The following is a 15,823-nucleotide window of genomic DNA, read 5'->3' on the forward strand; positions in this document are numbered from 1 at the left end:
CCTGGAGCGCGCTCCAGGTCCTAGCTTCGGGAACATGACCAACGCTCAACGCAAGATCGGCTCCGGGTTCGGCGCGGACACCACAGCGGCGGAGGTCCTGCACGGCCTCGACCTGTCCGGCAAGCTCGCCGTCGTCACCGGCGGCTACTCCGGCCTCGGACTGGAGACCACCCGCGCACTGACGGACGCCGGCGCGCACGTCGTCGTCCCGGCGCGGCGGCTCGACACCGCGAAGCAGGCCCTCGACGGTCTCGGCGAGGTCGACGAACTGGACCTCGCGGACCTGGAGAGCGTGCGCGGGTTCGCCGGGCGGTTCCTCGCCTCCGGTCGGCGGATCGACCTCCTGATCGACAGCGCCGCGATCATGGCGACCCCGGAGACCCGGGTGGGGCCGGGCTGGGAGGTCCAGTTCGCGACGAACCACCTCGGCCACTTCGCCCTGGTCAACCGCCTGTGGCCGGCGATCGCGCCCGGCGCGCGCGTCGTGTCCGTGTCCTCCCGCGGGCACCACTTCTCCCCCATCCGGTGGGACGACCCGTGGTTCGAGCAGGGCTACGACAAGTACCTCGCCTACGGCCAGGCGAAGACCGCGAACGCGCTGTTCGCGGTGCACCTGGACAAGCTCGGGCAGGCGTCCGGCGTGCGGGCGTTCTCGGTGCATCCGGGCAGCATCCTGACCCCGCTGCAGCGGCACGTGCCGCGCGAGGAGCAGATCGAGAACGGCTGGATCGACGAGGAGGGCAACTCCGCGGGCCGCTTCAAGACCCCGGAGCAGGGCGCCGCGACCCAGGTCTGGGCGGCAACCTCCCCGCAGCTGGCGGACCTGGGCGGGCTGTACTGCGAGGACTGTGAGGTCGCCGAGCTCGCGTCCGACGAGGAACTGCCCTCGTCCGGCGGCCGGCCACCGGTGCGGCTCGGGGTGCGCGACTACGCGGTCGACCCGGAGCAGGCCGCACGGCTGTGGGCCTTCTCGGCCGAGCTCACCGGCGTCAACGCGTTCGGCTGAGCGAGAATGGGGGCCGGACAACAGGAAGGGGCCGGCCGTGACGGACCAATGGCATCAGCCGCTGCGCCACATCAAGGGCGGTGAGCTGTCCGGGGACACCACGCAGACCAGCGGGATGCGCCGGTTCGAGGCGATCTCGGGGAAGAGCGTCGGCTCCGAGAAGGTCTGGATGGGCGAGACGCACGTCGGCCCCGCCACCAACTCCGGCGATCACCACCACGGCGAGGCGGAAACCGCGATCTACGTCAAGTCCGGGCATCCGGTGTTCGTCTTCGCCGAGGGTGAGGAGGAGGTCCGGCTGGAGGCCGGTCCGGGTGACTACGTCTTCGTGCCGCCGTACGTTCCGCACCGCGAGGAGAATCCGGGCGAAGAGGACGCGGTGGTGATCATCGCCCGGAGCAGCCAGGAAGGCATCGTGGTGAACCTGCCCAGCCTGTGGGCCCCGGTGGAAGAGTCCGCAAAGGACTGACTTCTCACATCGCGGACGTGGGCGCGGCGGTCGCCGCGGGCGCGGTACGTTCGGAGCGGTGACGACCGATCTCGCCACCGGAACACCGGACCACACCGGCAGCGTGCGCACGGTACTCGTGTCGAGCGTCATCGGCACGACCGTGGAGTGGTACGACTTCTTCCTCTACAGCACCGCGGCCGGGGTCGTCTTCGACAAGCTGTTCTTCCCTGCCGAGAACGCGTTCGTGGGCACCATGCTCTCGTTCGTGACGTTCTTCGTGGGCTTCGTCGCCCGTCCGATCGGCGGTGTCCTCTTCGGACACATCGGCGATCGGATCGGGCGGAAGCGCACGCTCGTCACGACGATGGTCCTGATGGGCCTGGCGACCGCCGTGATGGGCGTCCTGCCGACGTACCAGCAGGTCGGCGTGGCCGCGCCGCTGCTGCTGGTGCTGCTGCGGTTGTTCCAGGGCCTGGCCATCGGCGGCGAATGGGCCGGCGCGGTGCTGATGGCGGTGGAGTACGCCCCCGAGGGCAGGCGTGGCCGGTACGGCGCCTGGCCGCAGATCGGGCTCGCGCTCGGACTCGGCCTCGGCACCGGGCTGTTCGCGCTGCTGAGCAACACCCTCGACGACAGGCAGTTCCTGGCCTACGGCTGGCGGATCGCGTTCGGGCTGAGCCTGGTGCTCGTGGTGGTCGGCCTGGTGATCCGGCTCAAGGTCGGCGAAACCCCGGCGTTCGAACGGATGCGGCGGTCGCAGGGGACGGCGCGGGTGCCGTTCGTCGAACTGTTCGCGGATCGGGTCCGGCGGCGGAACACGGTGCTCGGGCTGCTGTCGCGCTGGGCGGAGGGCGCGGCGTTCAACACGTGGGCGGTGTTCTTCATCTCGTACGCGACCGGCACCCTGAAGCTGCCGCGTAACGACGTGCTGCTGCAGGTCCTGCTCGCGGCCATCGTGCTGACGGTGCTGATCATCGCGTGCGGCAGGCTCGTCGACCGCTGGGGCGCGCGCAGGATGTACACGATGGGTGCGATCGTCTACGCGCTCGCGGTGTACCCGGCGTTCGCGGCGTTCCAGACGCGGGACCCGGTGCTGATCGGGGTCGTACTGGTGCTGGTGCTCGGGGTGGTGCACGCGGGCCTGTCCACGCCGCAGGGCACGCTGTACGCGCAACTCTCCCCGGTGCGCTTGCGGTACACGGGAATGTCGTTCGTGTACCAGTTCTCGGGTATCTACGCGTCGGGCCTGACGCCGCTCGTCGTGACCGCGCTACTGGCCGCAGGCGGCGGTTCGCCCTGGCTCGCATGCGCCTACCTGGTGCTGACCGGCATCGTCGGCGCCGCCGCGACGGCGATGTTGCGGCGACGGGACTTGTATTCGGCGGGATAGGGCCGTCGCGCGGGGCCGCGTCGCCTGCGAAACGTCAAGAGCACGCCCGAGCGTGACCGACCCTCGCAGCGGCTCCCGGGATCCGGACCGTATGCTTTCGGTTGCGTCAAGCAGCTGGCGCCGAAGCTTGGGAAAGCACGGACGGCGCGAAGGTGGCGAAGCTTGATGTCTGGCGTATTTGTAGTACCCGCTTCGGAAACGACGCGGCCGATCCGGCGCAGATGAACACCTCTCCCGATCGACCCGAACCACTGCTCCGAATGGATGAGGTCGCGGCCGCACTAGAAGGACTGCGCACGGACATCGCCGAGGAAGAACCTCTTCCGGCGGTACTGCGCCGGCTCGCCGAGACAGCGGTGAAAGGAATCGCGGACGCCGATGCCGTGAGCGTCACCCTGCTCGACGAGCACGGGCCGCACACCGCGGCCACCACCGAGGAGTTCATCCTCGGCATCGACCGCGACCAGTACGAAGCCGACCGTGGCCCGGCGTTGCACGCCGCCCACACCCGGCACGCGGTGCGCTTCGCCGTGCGGGACGACGCGCGGCAGTGGCCGGAACTGGTGTCCTCGGCCCGGCGAAGCGGGATCCACGCGTGCCTGTCGGTGCCGTTACTGCTGGACGCGGCCAGCGAAAGCGACGACGAGCTGCTCGGCGCGCTCAACGTGTACAGCCGGACCGCATCGGCGTTCGACCCGTTCGACGAGCGGCTCATGCAGCTGTTCACGAGCGCGGCCTCGGCCGCGATCAGCAACGCCCGCCGGTGGCACCACGCCCGGCAGCGGGTCCGGCACCTGGAGACCGCGCTCACCTCCCGAGCCGAGATCGACCAGGCGAAAGGGGTGCTGATGGCCGTGCACGGGATCACCGCGGACGAGGCGTTCGCCCGGCTGGTCGAGCAGTCGCAGCGGCAGAACATCAAACTGCGGGAGGTCGCGCGCGAGCTGGTCAACTCGGTCCGCCGCCGCTGACGCTTGGGGCCGGGGCGCACCGGGTAACGCTGAGGCGTGAACCACATCCTCTTCTCCCAGCGGGTGCCCTTTTCCTGGCTGGCCCGCGCCGTGCGCGTGCCGGGCCGGGAGCGGGAAGCGTTGGTACAGGCGGGAAAGATGGCGCTCGCGGCCGTGCTGGCGTGGCTCGCGTCGCGCCTGCTGCCGTCCCCGCAGTCGTTCATCGCACCCTACGCGGCGGTGTTCCTGATGGCCGAGACGGTCTACCGCTCGATCACGAACGCCGTGCAGCAGACGATCACGCTGATGCTCGGCCTCGTGCTCGCCTACGTCGGGGCCAGCCTGATCCCGGTACCGCTGGTGGCCCTCGGCGTCACGGTGTTCCTCGGCATGCTGCTGGGACAGTGGCAGCGGCTGGGCAGCAGCGGCGTCTGGGTGGGCGTCACCGCACTGCTGATGATCACCTACGGCACCGCGGACTCGGGGCAGTACCTGCTCGAACGCCTCGGCGAGAGCCTGCTCGGCGCCGCGGTGGGGGTCGCGGTGAACATCCTGATCCTGCCGCCGGTGCACCTGCGGCACACCCGCCGTGCGGGGCTCGCGCTCGCGGGCGAGATCCGCGAGCTGCTGTGCTCGATCGCCGGGGAGCTGGCCGACGACTGGGACACCGACACCGCCCGCGCGTGGCTCCGCCGCGCCCGGCGGCTGGACCTCAGCGTCCGGCAGGCCCAGGACGCCCTCGGCCAGGGCCGCGAGAGCACCAGATTCAACCTCCGCTGGCGGCTGCTGGCGCGACGCGGCGGCTCCGGCGCGCCCGCGAGGATCGAAGCGTCGATCGGCACCCTCGCCGAGGTCTCCGAGCAGCTGCAGCGGATCGCCGAGGCGCTGGTCACCGACGAACCGATGGACCCGGAGTTCCGGCGCCGGTTCGCCGAGGTCCTCGAAGAGCTCGCGCAAGCGATTGCGTGCTACGAGGAGTCACTGGAAGAACGCGTGGAAAGCCTGCCCGGCCGGCTCGACCTCATCCACGAGAAACAGCGTGAGCTGGTCGGCTGGGTCTACGAGGGACGCGAGCTGTCCACGGAGGCCCGGCAGACCGAGGACGCCTTGTTACTGTCCGTATCCCGCGCGCTGCGAGTCATGGCCGACGGCAGTCCGGCCATGCGTTAGCAGCTCGCGCGTCTCCTTCAGCACGTCCTCGACCGCCACCGACGCGACGAACGAGTCGTCGTGCTCGCAGCGCGGCAGGTCCTCACGGGTGACGTCGACCCCGCACACCGGGCAGTTCGTCGTCCACGAGATGAGCACGCGGTCCTGGGAGCGTCCCAGCGGGCCGGCGTTGATGACGTTGCCCATCCAGTAGATGCCCACCGCCGGTGCGCCCACCGCGCGAGCCAGATGCCGGGGACCGCTGTCGTTGCCGACGAACACGGCGCAGCTCGCGAGCACCCCGCACAGGGCGGGCAGGGACAGCCGGGTCAGCGGCCGCACCAGCTCGCCGGCCTGCCCGTCGAGCCTGCCGCGCGCGAGCCCGGTCACCTCGTCGACCAGCTCCTGCTCGTCGGGCGAGCCGATCACGGCGACACCACAGCCCTGGCCGACCAGCTCGGCGCTCACCTGCGCGAACTTCTCCGCGGCCCAGCGGCGGCGGGGGTCGGTCGCACTGGGGTGCACGACGACGAGCGGCCGCGGCAGCCCCCGCAGCTCGCCCTCGACCGTCTGGAAATCCCGCTCCCGAACGACCAGCGACGGTTCGAGCGCGACGGGGATGGCGCCCGCCAGGCCCACCACCTCGAGCGCCCGGATGACCTCGTGCTGGTAGTACCGGAACGGCACCCACCGGTCGAGCTCCGCGGCGTCCTCCGTACGCGAGCCCACGGTCCAGCGAGGCTTGAGCCGCTGGACGAACGGGTTGGACCAGCGGCCGCCCCCGTGCACCTGCACGGCGAGGTCGACCGGCCCCACCTGGTCGAAGAACTCCTGTTGTTCGGCCTCGTCGAACGGCTTCCCGGCCGGCTCGTGCACCCCGCGCGCGGGCGGCAGCGGCAGCACCCGGCTGATCGGCGACGGCCGGTCCGCGAACAACTCGGCGTGCAGCTTCGTACCCAGCAGCACGATCTCCGCGTCCGGGTAAGCGGCCTTCAGGGACTGGATGGCCGGGACCGCGAACAACAGGTCGCCGAGGCCGCCGCCACGCAGCACCGCGATGCGGTGCACGCCGGGCCACGGTTCGAGTACTGGGCCTACCGCGGGTGTGAACGTCAACGTCGCCTCCTTCTCGACTGGAGGAGATGCCCGCTGACCGGGGAAGCAAACAGAAGAAGTTTGGCTGCTCCCGATTCGGGCACGTTCTCGACGAGTGGGAAGTGGAGGTGCACATGACGGCCATCACGGCTGACCTCATCGAACGTCTTTCGCGGAACACCCCGAAAGTCGTCGTCGTCGGCGACGCCATCCTGGACGTGTGGTTGTCCGGCCACAGCGACCGGTTGTGCCGGGAGGCACCGGCACCGGTCGTGGACGTCGGCAGCAGGTCACTGTCCGCGGGCGGTGCGGCCAACACCGCGGTCAACCTGGCGGCCATGGGCGCCAAGGTCCGGTTCGTCAGCCTCGTCGGCGACGACGACGCCGGCCGCGAGTTGCGGAACCTGTTGACCGCACAAGGCGTCGACACCCAGCACGTCGTGGTTTCCGGTCAGCGACGGACGGTCGGCAAGCACCGGGTCGTCGCGGACGAGCAGGTGCTCGTGCGGTTCGACGAGGGCGACGGCGACGAGGCGGACGGCGAGGTCGCCCAGCAGGTCGGCGCCGCACTGGACCTCGCGGTCGAGGACGCGGACGCGCTGGTCGTCTGCGACTACGGCAACGGCCTGTTCGGCCCCGCCGTGCGGGAAACCGTCGCACGGGTACGGGAAACCGTGCCGCTGGCCGTCGTCGACGCACACGACTTCCGGCGCTGGCGCTCGACGAGTCCCGATCTGGTCACCCCGAACGCGGGCGAGGCCGCCCGGTTGCTCGACTCGTCGCTGCCGGAGAACGGTGCCCGCGCGGAGCTTTTCGAACGTCGCCGGGCGGAGCTGCTCGACGCGACCGGCGCGAAGGCCGTCGTCGTCACGCTCGACCGCGAGGGCGCGCTGCTGCTCACCCCCGACGGCCCCGGTTACCGGACGTGGGCCGATCCCGTGCCGGAAAGCCAGGCCAGCGGCGCCGGTGACACCTTCGTCGCCGCGTTGTGCCTCGGCGCGGCCGCGTCCCTGCCGCTGACGGCGTCGATGGAACTGGCGCAGGCGGCGGCCTGCGTGGTCGTGCACAAGAGCGGCACCTCGGTGTGCACGTGGACCGAACTGTCCGTCGCGCTCACCCGCGAGTCCGCGCTGGACCCGGACGAGCTCGAACGGATCGTGGCCGGGTACCACGAGGCCGGGCGGACGGTCGTGTTCACCAACGGCTGCTTCGACGTGCTGCACCGCGGCCACATCACTTACCTCAACGAGGCGAAACGCCAGGGCGACGTGCTGATCGTCGCCGTGAACTCCGATGACAGCGTGCGGCGGCTCAAGGGCCCGGACCGGCCGGTGAACACCGCGCAGGACCGGGCCGCGGTGCTCTCCGCGCTCAGTTGTGTCGACCACGTGACGGTGTTCGACGAGGACACCCCGATCAACCTGCTGCGACGGCTGGAACCGGAGCTGTACGTCAAGGGCGGGGACTACACCGAGAACATGCTGAAGGAGGCGCCGGTCGTGCGGTCCTACGGCGGCGAGGTACGGGCCCTTGGCTACGTGCCGGAGCAGTCGACCACCTCGGTCATCGAGAAGATCCGCACGGGCTCCGTGCTGGGGGAGGAGCCGTGAGCGAGCTTGCGAGCGAACCGTTGAATACAGCAGCGCCCGCTCGCAGGCGCGCCGAGCGCAGCGAGGTGCGGCTGTGAGCGAACTCGACGTGCTCGTCCCGACCCGTGACCGGCCGACCGAGCTCGCCGTCACGCTGTCCGGCCTGGCCGCGCAGGAGTTCGCCGGCTTCTCGGTGATCGTCAGCGACCAGTCCGACGGCGCACCCGGCTGGGAGACGCCGTCCGCGACGGCGATGATCCGGATGCTCGAACGCAACGGGCATCCGGTGCGGTTGAGCCGGAACCTGCCGCGGCGGGGGCTGGCGCACCAGCGTGGGCACCTGCTTTCCCTGTCCTCGGCCCGGTATGTGTTGTACCTGGACGACGACGTGTGGCTCGAACCCGGCGCGCTGGCCAGGATGCACTCGGCGATCACCGAGCTGGAATGCGCGTTCGTCGGCAACGCCGTGCAGGGACTGTCCTATCTGGACGATCACCGGCCGCACGAGCTGGCGCCGTACGAGGAGTGGCAGGGACGCCCGGAGCCGGAGCACGTGTCGCCCGGCAGCCCGGCCTGGGGCCGCTGGACCCTGCACAACGCGGCGAACCCCACCCATCTGTCCGACCGGGTCGCACATCGTCCTAAATGGACCTCATACAAGATCGCCTGGGTGGGCGGCTGCGTGCTCTACGATCGTGAGATGCTGGAATCGGTGGGCGGCTTCGACTTCTGGCAGGAGCTGCCCGAGACGCACTGCGGCGAGGACGTGCTGCCGCAGCTGCGGTTGCAGGCGAAGTACGGCGGCGCCGGCATCCTGCCCACCGGCGCGGTGCATCTGGAGTCCCCGACGACGGTACCGGACCGGACGTCGCAAGCATACGAGGTGGTGTCCCCGTGATGGCCCTTTCCCAGGAACGGTTGAGCAGGCGTGACCGCTTCCTCGACCAGGCCGTCCGGGAAATGTGGAAGTACGACGAACGACTTCGCGGGCTGGCGGTGGAAGCCCGTTTCGACCGCGGAATCGCACACCTGACGGGCGAGGTGGACTCCGCGGACCAGCTGGAGCTCGCCCGCTCGCTGATCGGGCGGCTCGACGGCGTGCTGGGTGTGTGGGACCGGGTGCGCGTCGCGGGGCGCGACCCGGTGATCCTCGACCTCGGTTGTGGCGCGCAGAAACAGTACCCGGGCAACTTCGGGGTGGACCTGTTCCCGACGTCCGAAGTGGACGTTCTCGCGGACGTCTCGCGCGCGCTGCCGTTCACGGACGCGTCGGTCGACCGGGTGTTCCTGGTGCACATCCTGGAGCACCTGATCGACTTCCTGCCACTGGTGGACGAGGTGCACCGGATCCTGCGGCCCGGCGGTGCCGCGTTCGTGCTCTCGCCGTGGTGGCGGTACGTGAACGCGGTCGCGGACCCGACGCACGTGCGGATGCTGGACGTGCAGACGATCAAGGGGATCTGCCGCCGACCCGGCTCGCGGCGGCTGTGGTACCCGTTGCACGCGGCCTGCGACGGCGCGACCATCTTCGCCGAGCTGCGCCCGCTGGCCGACGGGGCCGATTTCCCGGGCGAGGCGGAACTCGCCCGGTTCTTCGACTAGGAGACTAGGACTCGCGCGTCCGCTGAACAGCCGTGCCGGCGATGCCGAGCACGATCATGCCGATGCCGAGCCCGAAGTGCAGCCAGTTGTCCGCGCCGTTGACGGGCAGGAAGTTCATCCCGCTGTGGATGTCGATGACGATGCCGTACACGCACACCAGGATGTAGACGAACCCGCCGAGCACGAGGTATCCCCGGGCACCGCCCGGTCCGCGTGCGAGTACGAGGCCGGCGATGCCGAACACCAGGTGCACGAGGTTGTGCAGCACGGACACGCTGAACACCCCGAACAGCATGGCCATCGAATGGTGCCCACCGAAGGTGAGCTGGTCGTAGTCGGAGGTGATGCCGGGGATGAAGCCGAGGATGCCGACGACGAGGAAGACGGCACCGACGACGGCGGCGAAGGCTTGGACGGGTTGGCGCGCCCGGGTTCTGGTTTGCGTCATTCGCGACGAATACCCCGGCCCTGGCGACCGATGCACTACAGTTTTCCGACGTGATCGACAAAATCGCCTGGCTGCGGCTGGAGTCCGGACGAGTACTGAGCACTCGCTCGCGCGGCAAGGACGTCTACTACCTACCGGGCGGGAAACGCGAAGCCGGGGAGAGTGACGTCGACACCCTTGTCCGGGAGATCCGCGAAGAGCTGTCCGTGACGATCCTGCCGGACAGCGCGGCGCCCGCCGGCACGTTCGAGGCGCAGGCACACGGCCACGCGGCGGGCACGACAGTGCGGATGACCTGCTACACGGCCGACTACCGCGGCACTCTCGCCGCCGCGAGCGAGATCGAGGAGATCCGGTGGCTGGGCTACGCCGACCGGGACCGGGTCTCCGCCGTGGACCAGATCATCTTCGACCACCTGCACGACGCCGGCCGGCTCGGCTGAGTGCTCAGACCCTCGCCGCGGCGAGAAGGGCCTCCCCGACCTCCGCCCCCACGCGGCGCACGTCGAACTCGCGGATCGCGAGCTCCCGCCCGGCCCTGCCGAGCATCGTCCGCAAGCCGACTTCGGTGACCAGGCGGTCGATGCCGCCGGTCAGCGCCACGACATCGTCGGCGGCCACGATGGCCGCCCCGCCGGCGAGTACCTCGACAGCGTCGCCCACGGCCGTCGTCAGGCACGGCAGCCCGTGCGCCATCGCGTTCAGCAGCGGCCCCGGTGGCACCTCCTGCCGCGCCGGGAAGCAGAACACGTCCAGCCGCCGCAGCAGCGGCACGGCGTCCGCGACCGGGCCGACGAACCGGATCGGCAGCCCGCGCGCGCGGTCGATCAGTATCGCGCGGTCCGGCCCGTCGCCGGCGATCAGCACCTGCACCGAGCGGCCACGGCGGGTCAGCGCGGCGACCGCCTGCACCAGCAGGTCCAGGCCGTGTTCGGGGACGAGCGGGGCGACCGCGCCCAGGACGACGGGCACCCGGGCCCCCGGCGTGACCGGCGACGCCGGGATCTCCACCCCCGGCCGGATCCGCCGCACCCGGTGCGCGGGCACGCCGAGCTCGGTGAGCGTGTGGACCAGCGACCGCAACGGCGCGAACGCACCGGCGAGCCCCTGGTAGACGTCCCAGGCGTCGGACGGGAGCGGGCCGTCGGCGTGCAACGTCACGACGGTCGGCGCGACCGACTCCGCGGCCCGCAGCGCGGCTGCGTTCCCGCCCGGTTCGGGCAGGTTGACGTGCACGACGTCCGGCCGCAGCCGTTCCAGCGCGGCTTGCACGTCCGGCGCCCACGTCCGCCCCCTCGCCAGCGGGACGACGGTCGCGCCGGGCTGGTGCCCGAAGAACGTCGCGACCTCCTGGCTGACGACCAGACTCGGCCGGATCCACGAGGGCAGGAACCGCAGCAATCTCGCCACCTGTGCCTCGGCGACGCCGAAGGAGTCGGCGTCGACGACGAAGGCCACCTGCAGAGAGTCCACGATCTTGCGGCTACCCCTCCCCCGAAGGGGCTACGCATGGGGTACGTCACGGCGACTTCCCCCATCTCGCCTACAGGGTGGTAACGACTGGTGCATACACGGCGACTACCAGCACAAACGCGTTTCGACCGTCACTCTTCGGGGCATTCCGGGCGGTGGTCGGACCCGGGAGGTAACGATGGCTAGACACCGCTTCGACGAGAACGACAAGGACAACGACAAGAAATGGGGCGGCCCCGAGCTGGCCGAGCGCACCGAGGAGCAGCCGCAGCGGCACCGTCGTGACCGTGACAAGGCCCAGGCGCTCGACCCGGACAGCGATCGTCCCCAGCCGCCGCAGCGGTGACCGGCGGATGAGGCGGCGTGACCGGAGGGGGCACAACGGTCACGCCGCCGGTACGGCCGGCGCGGCAACGCACCGGCCGGAGTCGCACACTCTCAGCTACCCCGGCCCATTCCGCGGCAAACCTGGGTTTCACCGGGGTGCCGGGCGGGGTACGCGCCAGTCATGACAGTCGTCGTGGTCGGGCAGATCGCCCGTGACCTGGTGCTCCGCGTCGTCGAAGCGCCGGGCGCGGGACAGTCCGCCGACGTCCGGGAACGGCACGAGCTGCTCGGCGGCAAGGGCGCGAACCAGGCCGTCGGGCTCGCGCAGCTGGGCGCGCACGTCGCGCTCGTCGGCGTGGTCGGGGCGGACGGCACCGGCGAAAAGCTGCTGGCGCAGGCGAAAGCCGATCACATCGACGTCTCGCACGTGGTTCGGCGAGCCGACACGCAGACGGCGCTGATCGTGGACGTGGTCGACGATTCCGCGCACTGGCACTACCTGGAGCACATCCCCGACGAGACGCTGGCGTCCGAACGGGACGTGTTCGCGGCCTCGGAGCTGATCCGCTCGGCCAAGGCCGTCATCGTCCAGCTGCAGCAGCCGCCGGAGACCGCACTCGAAGCCGCCCGGCTGACCCGTGCGGCCGGGGCGCGCGTGGTGCTCGACGGCGCCCCCAGCGGTCTGCGCGAGGAGTTGCTCGCGCACGCCGACATCCTCCGCGCGGACCGCAAGGAGGCCGGGCTGCTGGCCGGCAAGGAGATCAGGGACGTGGCGGATGCCGTCGAGGCCGGACAGGCCCTGGTCGACCAGGGCGTGTCACTCGCCGTGCTCGACGCCGCCGGTCAGGGGAACGTCTTCGTCACCGGCAAGGGGCACGAGTTCCTGCCGCTCGCGGACGTGCCGGTCGTGGACACCACCGGCGCCGGAGACGCCCTGGTCGCGACGCTGACGTATGCGCTGACCGCGGGCGAGCCGTTGCCGGTGGCCGCCCGGCTCGCGGTCGCCGCCGCGGCGCAGACGACGCGGCACGCCGGCGGTCGCCCACGATTACAACGATCGGCACTGTACGAATCGCTCTGATCGGGTGTTTGCCAGGTCACAGTAGGGGCATTCTCGGGCATGCTGACGACTGCCCAGACCGGCCAGCCGAAGACGGCCCCGCGTCTGTACATCCCGCCCGACCAGACCGCGCCGCCGGTGCCGTGCGAGGAGTGCGGTTACACCGCCCTGCACGTCGGGCGCATCCTCGACGCCGACGGCAAGGTGCTGGCCACGATCCTCGTGTGCACCCGCTGCCGCGCCCGCAGCCCCCGCTGACTCAGGCGATCAGCTCCCGGCTCGCCACCTCGGCGGCGCCCAGCTCCTGCCCCAGCTGCATGGCCAGGTTCTGCGCCCGCGCGAGCGCCGAAGCCGTGTCGAAGACCGACCTCGTGACCGCGTCGAACGCTCGCGGCGAGAGGTCGCCGTTGCACAGTCGCTTTTCCAGCCACGCACCGAGCTCCGGCAGGCTGCGGCCGATGTTCTCGGTGAGCAACCGCAACGACGTGAGCACGTCGGAGATCTCCGCGGCGCTGCCGATCGTGGCATGACCGTCCAAGCCCGACGCCTGCCGGTAGAGATTGCGGGTCGCTTCCTGGGCGCGCGCGGCGAAAGCTGTGACGGCCTCGTTCGGCGATACGTCCATGATCGAAATCCTTCTGTCCGGCAGGGCGTTGCTTTCAGCCGTACCCCCGGTTGTGCCGGTCAAACGACGTTTCGGCCGATTCCGGCAGGGAATCCGGCTCGCAATGATCCCCAGCACGATGGAATTCCCATGACGCACAGCGAACTCCAGCGGGACGTCCGGCAGCTCGCCGATCACCTCGTCGACGTCGTCGCGAGGCAGGACTACGACACGCTCGCCGGCCTGGTGCCCCGGGTGGTCGGCAGGCAGTCGCCGGACGGGCGGCTGTTCCGGCCGCTGCTGACCGAGCTCGCGATCGAGGTGGCGTGGCGCATCCGCGCCCTGACCGGCGGCCTGTCCGCCCGGGACCTGTTCACCATCGGCCTCTCGGCCGAGGACGAGACCGTCGCCGGTGTCGACGAACTCGACCCGCCGCTGCGCGCCACCCTGCGCGCGGTCCTCGCGGAGCTCAACGACGACCGGGAGAACTCCTTGGTACAACTGGATTTCGTGAACCAGGACCCGAACCCGCTCGGCCGCATGGACGCGCTGCTGCACCTCGTCTCGTGGGTGGGAGAGCTGCGCTGACCCGGCTACCCTTTGGCGGGAGCCGACGGAAAGGGGCAGCACGTGGCGGTCAGCACCCGATGGTGGCGTAGCGCGGCGATCTACCAGATCTACCTCCGGAGCCTGACCGACGGCAGTGGCGACGGGATCGGCGACCTCGCCGGTGTCCGCGCCCGGCTCCCGTATCTGCGCGATCTCGGCGTGGACGCCGTCTGGATCACGCCGTGGTACCCGTCGCCGATGGCCGACGGCGGCTACGACGTCGCCGACTACCGCGACATCGACCCGCTCTTCGGCACCCTCGCCGAGGCGGAAACCCTGATCGGCGAAGCACATCAGCACGGCCTGCGGCTCATCGTCGACCTCGTGCCGAACCACACCTCCGACCGGCACCGCTGGTTCCGCGAGGCGCTCGCCGCGGGGCCGGGCTCACCGGCGCGCGCCCGGTACATCTTCCGGCAGGGCAAGGAATCCGGCGCGCCGCCGAACGACTGGAGGAGCGTGTTCGGCGGCCCGGCCTGGACCCGGGTGCCCGACGGTGAGTGGTACCTGCACCTGTTCGACGGCTCCCAGCCGGACCTGAACTGGGAGCTGCCCGAGGTGCGCGCGGAGTTCACGGAAGTACTGCGGTTCTGGCTGGACCGCGGGGTCGACGGGTTCCGCATCGACGTCGCGCACGGGCTGGTCAAGCATCCGGACCTGCCCGATCTCGGCACCGACCACGAGGAGCTGGTGGAGCCGCCGGACCGCTCGGACCACCCGCACTGGGACCGGGACGGCGTGCACGAGATCTACCGGTCGTGGCGGCGGATCATCGAGAGCTACGGCGAGGACCGGATCTTCGTGGCGGAGGCGTGGGTCAGCAAGCCCGACCGGCTGGCCCGGTACGTGCGCCCGGACGAGCTGCACAGCGCGTTCAACTTCGACTTCCTGCGCTGCTCCTGGAACGCCGGCGCGTTGCGTGGCGTCATCGACTCGAGCATCGGCGCGCTGCACGCGGTCGGCGCCCCGGCCACCTGGGTGCTGTCGAACCACGACGTCGTGCGGCACGTGACGAGGTACGGCCGACCGGCCGGGGACGCGCCCGCGGACCTCGAGGTCGGCCGCCGCCGGGCTCGGGCCGCACTGCTGCTGATGCACGCGCTGCCCGGCGGCGTCTACCACTACCAGGGCGAGGAGCTGGGGCTGGAGGAGGTCGAGGACCTGCCCGAGGAGGTGCTGCAGGACCCGACCTGGGAGCGGTCCGGGCACACCGAGCGTGGCCGCGACGGCTGCCGCGTCCCGTTGCCGTGGGACGGCGGCGAACCGCCGTTCGGCTTCGGGCCGGCGGGGTCGTGGCTGCCCCAGCCCGCGCACTGGCGGAACCTGACCGCGGCGGCCCAGGAACACGACGGGGATTCGATGCTGTCGTTGTACCGCAAGGCTTTGCACATCCGTCGTGAGCACCCCGCGCTGGGCGACGGCGAACTGTCCTGGTTGGACTCTCCCGGGGACGTGCTGCTGTTCCGCCGTGAGCCGGGGCTGGTGTGCGCGGTGAACCTGTCGCCAACGCCGTTCCCGCTGCCGCCGCACGAGCGGGTCGTGCTGGCGAGCGAGCCGCTGCCGAACGGCAAGCTGTCGACGGATACGGCGGTGTGGCTGGAGGCTTAGCCGAGGTGCTGGCGAAGCTGCTGGCAGGCGTCCTCGCAGCTGCGGCACGCGTCGGCGCACACGGCACAGTGCTTGTGGTGCTCCGCGTGCTTCTCGCACTCCTGGGCGCAGGCGCGGCAGGCCTGCTCGCAGATCTCCAGCAGCTGCCGGGTCACCCCGGCCGCGTCGGCGCGACGCGACAGGATGCGTGCGGTCAGCTCGCAGACGTCCGCACAGTCGAGGTCGGTGCGGATGCAGGCCGTCAGCGATGCCACCTCGGTCTCGGCGAGGCAGGCGTCGGCACATGCCGTGCACGCCTGGGCACAGGTCAGGCACTCCTGCACACAGGCCGCGACGGCCTCGGGGTCGACGCCGCCGAGGTCGCCGGGAGAGCTTTTCAACATCGCCAGGGCTTTCGTCATGACCCGCTGCTACCCACTCCCGCCCTGGAGAAACCAGGTTTCTGCCGTCCCCGCGAGGGAA

Annotated in this window: 19 protein-coding genes; 14 read left to right on the forward strand and 5 right to left on the reverse strand. The window is 70.8% G+C overall.

Annotated elements, in window-relative coordinates; genetic code table 11:
* Positions 1–34: 34 nt before the first annotated feature.
* From LWP59_RS32435 to LWP59_RS32455, 5 genes are all read left to right on the forward strand, one after another.
* On the forward strand, positions 35–1,006 hold the full coding sequence (locus tag LWP59_RS32435) for an SDR family NAD(P)-dependent oxidoreductase (protein WP_144641905.1): 972 nt from the start codon (positions 35–37) through the stop codon (positions 1,004–1,006).
* Positions 1,007–1,043: 37 nt separating this feature from the next.
* On the forward strand, positions 1,044–1,475 hold the full coding sequence (locus tag LWP59_RS32440; protein WP_144641906.1) for a cupin domain-containing protein: 432 nt from the start codon (positions 1,044–1,046) through the stop codon (positions 1,473–1,475).
* Positions 1,476–1,533: 58 nt separating this feature from the next.
* Positions 1,534–2,847 carry an MFS transporter gene (locus LWP59_RS32445; protein ID WP_144641907.1) on the forward strand — a complete coding sequence of 438 codons (1,314 nt, stop codon included), beginning with the start codon at positions 1,534–1,536 and terminating at the stop codon, positions 2,845–2,847.
* A gap of 260 nt (positions 2,848–3,107) precedes the next feature.
* Complete coding sequence (locus LWP59_RS32450) at positions 3,108–3,818, forward strand: GAF and ANTAR domain-containing protein (RefSeq protein WP_229857650.1); 711 nt, start codon at positions 3,108–3,110, stop codon at positions 3,816–3,818.
* Between the two features lie 36 nt (positions 3,819–3,854).
* A complete protein-coding gene (locus LWP59_RS32455; protein ID WP_229857651.1) occupies positions 3,855–4,967 on the forward strand; it encodes an FUSC family protein in 1,113 nt (370 codons plus the stop codon).
* Here LWP59_RS32455 and LWP59_RS32460 read toward each other — a convergent pair.
* Positions 4,908–6,062: a glycosyltransferase family 9 protein gene (locus LWP59_RS32460; RefSeq protein ID WP_144641909.1), complete on the reverse strand. Its 1,155-nt coding sequence runs from the start codon at positions 6,060–6,062 to the stop codon at positions 4,908–4,910. The two genes, LWP59_RS32455 and LWP59_RS32460, sit on opposite strands and share 60 nt — an antisense overlap.
* Before the next feature lie 113 nt (positions 6,063–6,175).
* On the opposite strand from LWP59_RS32460, the gene rfaE2 reads away from it, so the two are divergent.
* From rfaE2 to LWP59_RS32475, 3 genes are all read left to right on the forward strand, one after another.
* Positions 6,176–7,651 (forward strand): D-glycero-beta-D-manno-heptose 1-phosphate adenylyltransferase, encoded by a 1,476-nt coding sequence (gene rfaE2 / locus LWP59_RS32465; RefSeq protein ID WP_144641910.1) that lies wholly within the window; start codon positions 6,176–6,178, stop codon positions 7,649–7,651.
* 73 nt (positions 7,652–7,724) lie between these two features.
* Positions 7,725–8,528 carry a glycosyltransferase family 2 protein gene (locus tag LWP59_RS32470; RefSeq protein ID WP_144641911.1) on the forward strand — a complete coding sequence of 268 codons (804 nt, stop codon included), beginning with the start codon at positions 7,725–7,727 and terminating at the stop codon, positions 8,526–8,528.
* On the forward strand, positions 8,528–9,232 hold the full coding sequence (locus LWP59_RS32475; RefSeq protein ID WP_144641912.1) for a methyltransferase domain-containing protein: 705 nt from the start codon (positions 8,528–8,530) through the stop codon (positions 9,230–9,232). The genes LWP59_RS32470 and LWP59_RS32475 overlap by 1 nt, the downstream gene beginning before the upstream one ends.
* A gap of 4 nt (positions 9,233–9,236) precedes the next feature.
* Here LWP59_RS32475 and LWP59_RS32480 read toward each other — a convergent pair whose 3' ends face one another.
* Positions 9,237–9,680, reverse strand: coding sequence for a DUF4383 domain-containing protein (locus tag LWP59_RS32480; protein ID WP_144641913.1), 444 nt, complete (start codon positions 9,678–9,680; stop codon positions 9,237–9,239).
* A 50-nt stretch (positions 9,681–9,730) separates the two neighbouring features.
* Here LWP59_RS32480 and LWP59_RS32485 point away from each other — a divergent pair, with 50 nt between their 5' ends.
* Positions 9,731–10,123: an NUDIX hydrolase gene (locus LWP59_RS32485; RefSeq protein ID WP_144641914.1), complete on the forward strand. Its 393-nt coding sequence runs from the start codon at positions 9,731–9,733 to the stop codon at positions 10,121–10,123.
* A 4-nt stretch (positions 10,124–10,127) separates the two neighbouring features.
* Here LWP59_RS32485 and LWP59_RS32490 read toward each other — a convergent pair whose 3' ends face one another.
* Entirely contained in the window at positions 10,128–11,153 is a 1,026-nt protein-coding gene (locus LWP59_RS32490) for a glycosyltransferase family 4 protein (protein WP_144641915.1), read from the reverse strand.
* Positions 11,154–11,331: 178 nt separating this feature from the next.
* Between LWP59_RS32490 and LWP59_RS32495 the strand changes: the two genes are divergently transcribed.
* From LWP59_RS32495 to LWP59_RS32505, 3 genes are all read left to right on the forward strand, one after another.
* Positions 11,332–11,499, forward strand: a complete 168-nt coding sequence (locus LWP59_RS32495) for a hypothetical protein (RefSeq protein WP_186383369.1) — start codon at positions 11,332–11,334, stop codon at positions 11,497–11,499.
* A 162-nt stretch (positions 11,500–11,661) separates the two neighbouring features.
* On the forward strand, positions 11,662–12,561 hold the full coding sequence (locus tag LWP59_RS32500; protein WP_144641916.1) for a PfkB family carbohydrate kinase: 900 nt from the start codon (positions 11,662–11,664) through the stop codon (positions 12,559–12,561).
* 39 nt (positions 12,562–12,600) lie between these two features.
* Positions 12,601–12,798, forward strand: a complete 198-nt coding sequence (locus LWP59_RS32505; RefSeq protein WP_144641917.1) for a hypothetical protein — start codon at positions 12,601–12,603, stop codon at positions 12,796–12,798.
* A 1-nt stretch (position 12,799) separates the two neighbouring features.
* Here LWP59_RS32505 and LWP59_RS32510 read toward each other — a convergent pair whose 3' ends face one another.
* On the reverse strand, positions 12,800–13,165 hold the full coding sequence (locus tag LWP59_RS32510) for a hypothetical protein (protein WP_144641918.1): 366 nt from the start codon (positions 13,163–13,165) through the stop codon (positions 12,800–12,802).
* A 129-nt stretch (positions 13,166–13,294) separates the two neighbouring features.
* On the opposite strand from LWP59_RS32510, the gene LWP59_RS32515 reads away from it, so the two are divergent.
* Both LWP59_RS32515 and LWP59_RS32520 read left to right on the forward strand, forming a co-directional pair.
* Entirely contained in the window at positions 13,295–13,732 is a 438-nt protein-coding gene (locus tag LWP59_RS32515; RefSeq protein WP_144641919.1) for a hypothetical protein, read from the forward strand.
* Between the two features lie 42 nt (positions 13,733–13,774).
* Positions 13,775–15,361: a glycoside hydrolase family 13 protein gene (locus LWP59_RS32520; protein ID WP_144641920.1), complete on the forward strand. Its 1,587-nt coding sequence runs from the start codon at positions 13,775–13,777 to the stop codon at positions 15,359–15,361.
* On the opposite strand, the gene LWP59_RS32525 is transcribed toward LWP59_RS32520, so the two are convergent.
* Positions 15,358–15,762, reverse strand: a complete 405-nt coding sequence (locus LWP59_RS32525) for a four-helix bundle copper-binding protein (protein ID WP_144641921.1) — start codon at positions 15,760–15,762, stop codon at positions 15,358–15,360. The two genes, LWP59_RS32520 and LWP59_RS32525, sit on opposite strands and share 4 nt — an antisense overlap.
* Positions 15,763–15,823 lie beyond the last annotated feature (61 nt).

The sequence above is a fragment of the Amycolatopsis acidiphila genome (assembly GCF_021391495.1).
GTDB classification, from domain to species: Bacteria; Actinomycetota; Actinomycetes; order Mycobacteriales; family Pseudonocardiaceae; genus Amycolatopsis_E; species Amycolatopsis_E acidiphila.

Coding starts and splice junctions, on each gene's coding strand:
- rfaE2 (WP_144641910.1), top strand. CDS start 6,176: ATGACGGCCATCACGGCTGACCTCATCGAACGTCTTTCGCGGAACACC.
- LWP59_RS32500 (WP_144641916.1), top strand. CDS start 11,662: ATGACAGTCGTCGTGGTCGGGCAGATCGCCCGTGACCTGGTGCTCCGC.
- LWP59_RS32525 (WP_144641921.1), bottom strand. CDS start 15,762: ATGACGAAAGCCCTGGCGATGTTGAAAAGCTCTCCCGGCGACCTCGGC.
- LWP59_RS32515 (WP_144641919.1), top strand. CDS start 13,295: ATGACGCACAGCGAACTCCAGCGGGACGTCCGGCAGCTCGCCGATCAC.
- LWP59_RS32510 (WP_144641918.1), bottom strand. CDS start 13,165: ATGGACGTATCGCCGAACGAGGCCGTCACAGCTTTCGCCGCGCGCGCC.
- LWP59_RS32475 (WP_144641912.1), top strand. CDS start 8,528: ATGGCCCTTTCCCAGGAACGGTTGAGCAGGCGTGACCGCTTCCTCGAC.
- LWP59_RS32495 (WP_186383369.1), top strand. CDS start 11,332: ATGGCTAGACACCGCTTCGACGAGAACGACAAGGACAACGACAAGAAA.
- LWP59_RS32450 (WP_229857650.1), top strand. CDS start 3,108: ATGGATGAGGTCGCGGCCGCACTAGAAGGACTGCGCACGGACATCGCC.
- LWP59_RS32480 (WP_144641913.1), bottom strand. CDS start 9,680: ATGACGCAAACCAGAACCCGGGCGCGCCAACCCGTCCAAGCCTTCGCC.
- LWP59_RS32435 (WP_144641905.1), top strand. CDS start 35: ATGACCAACGCTCAACGCAAGATCGGCTCCGGGTTCGGCGCGGACACC.
- LWP59_RS32505 (WP_144641917.1), top strand. CDS start 12,601: ATGCTGACGACTGCCCAGACCGGCCAGCCGAAGACGGCCCCGCGTCTG.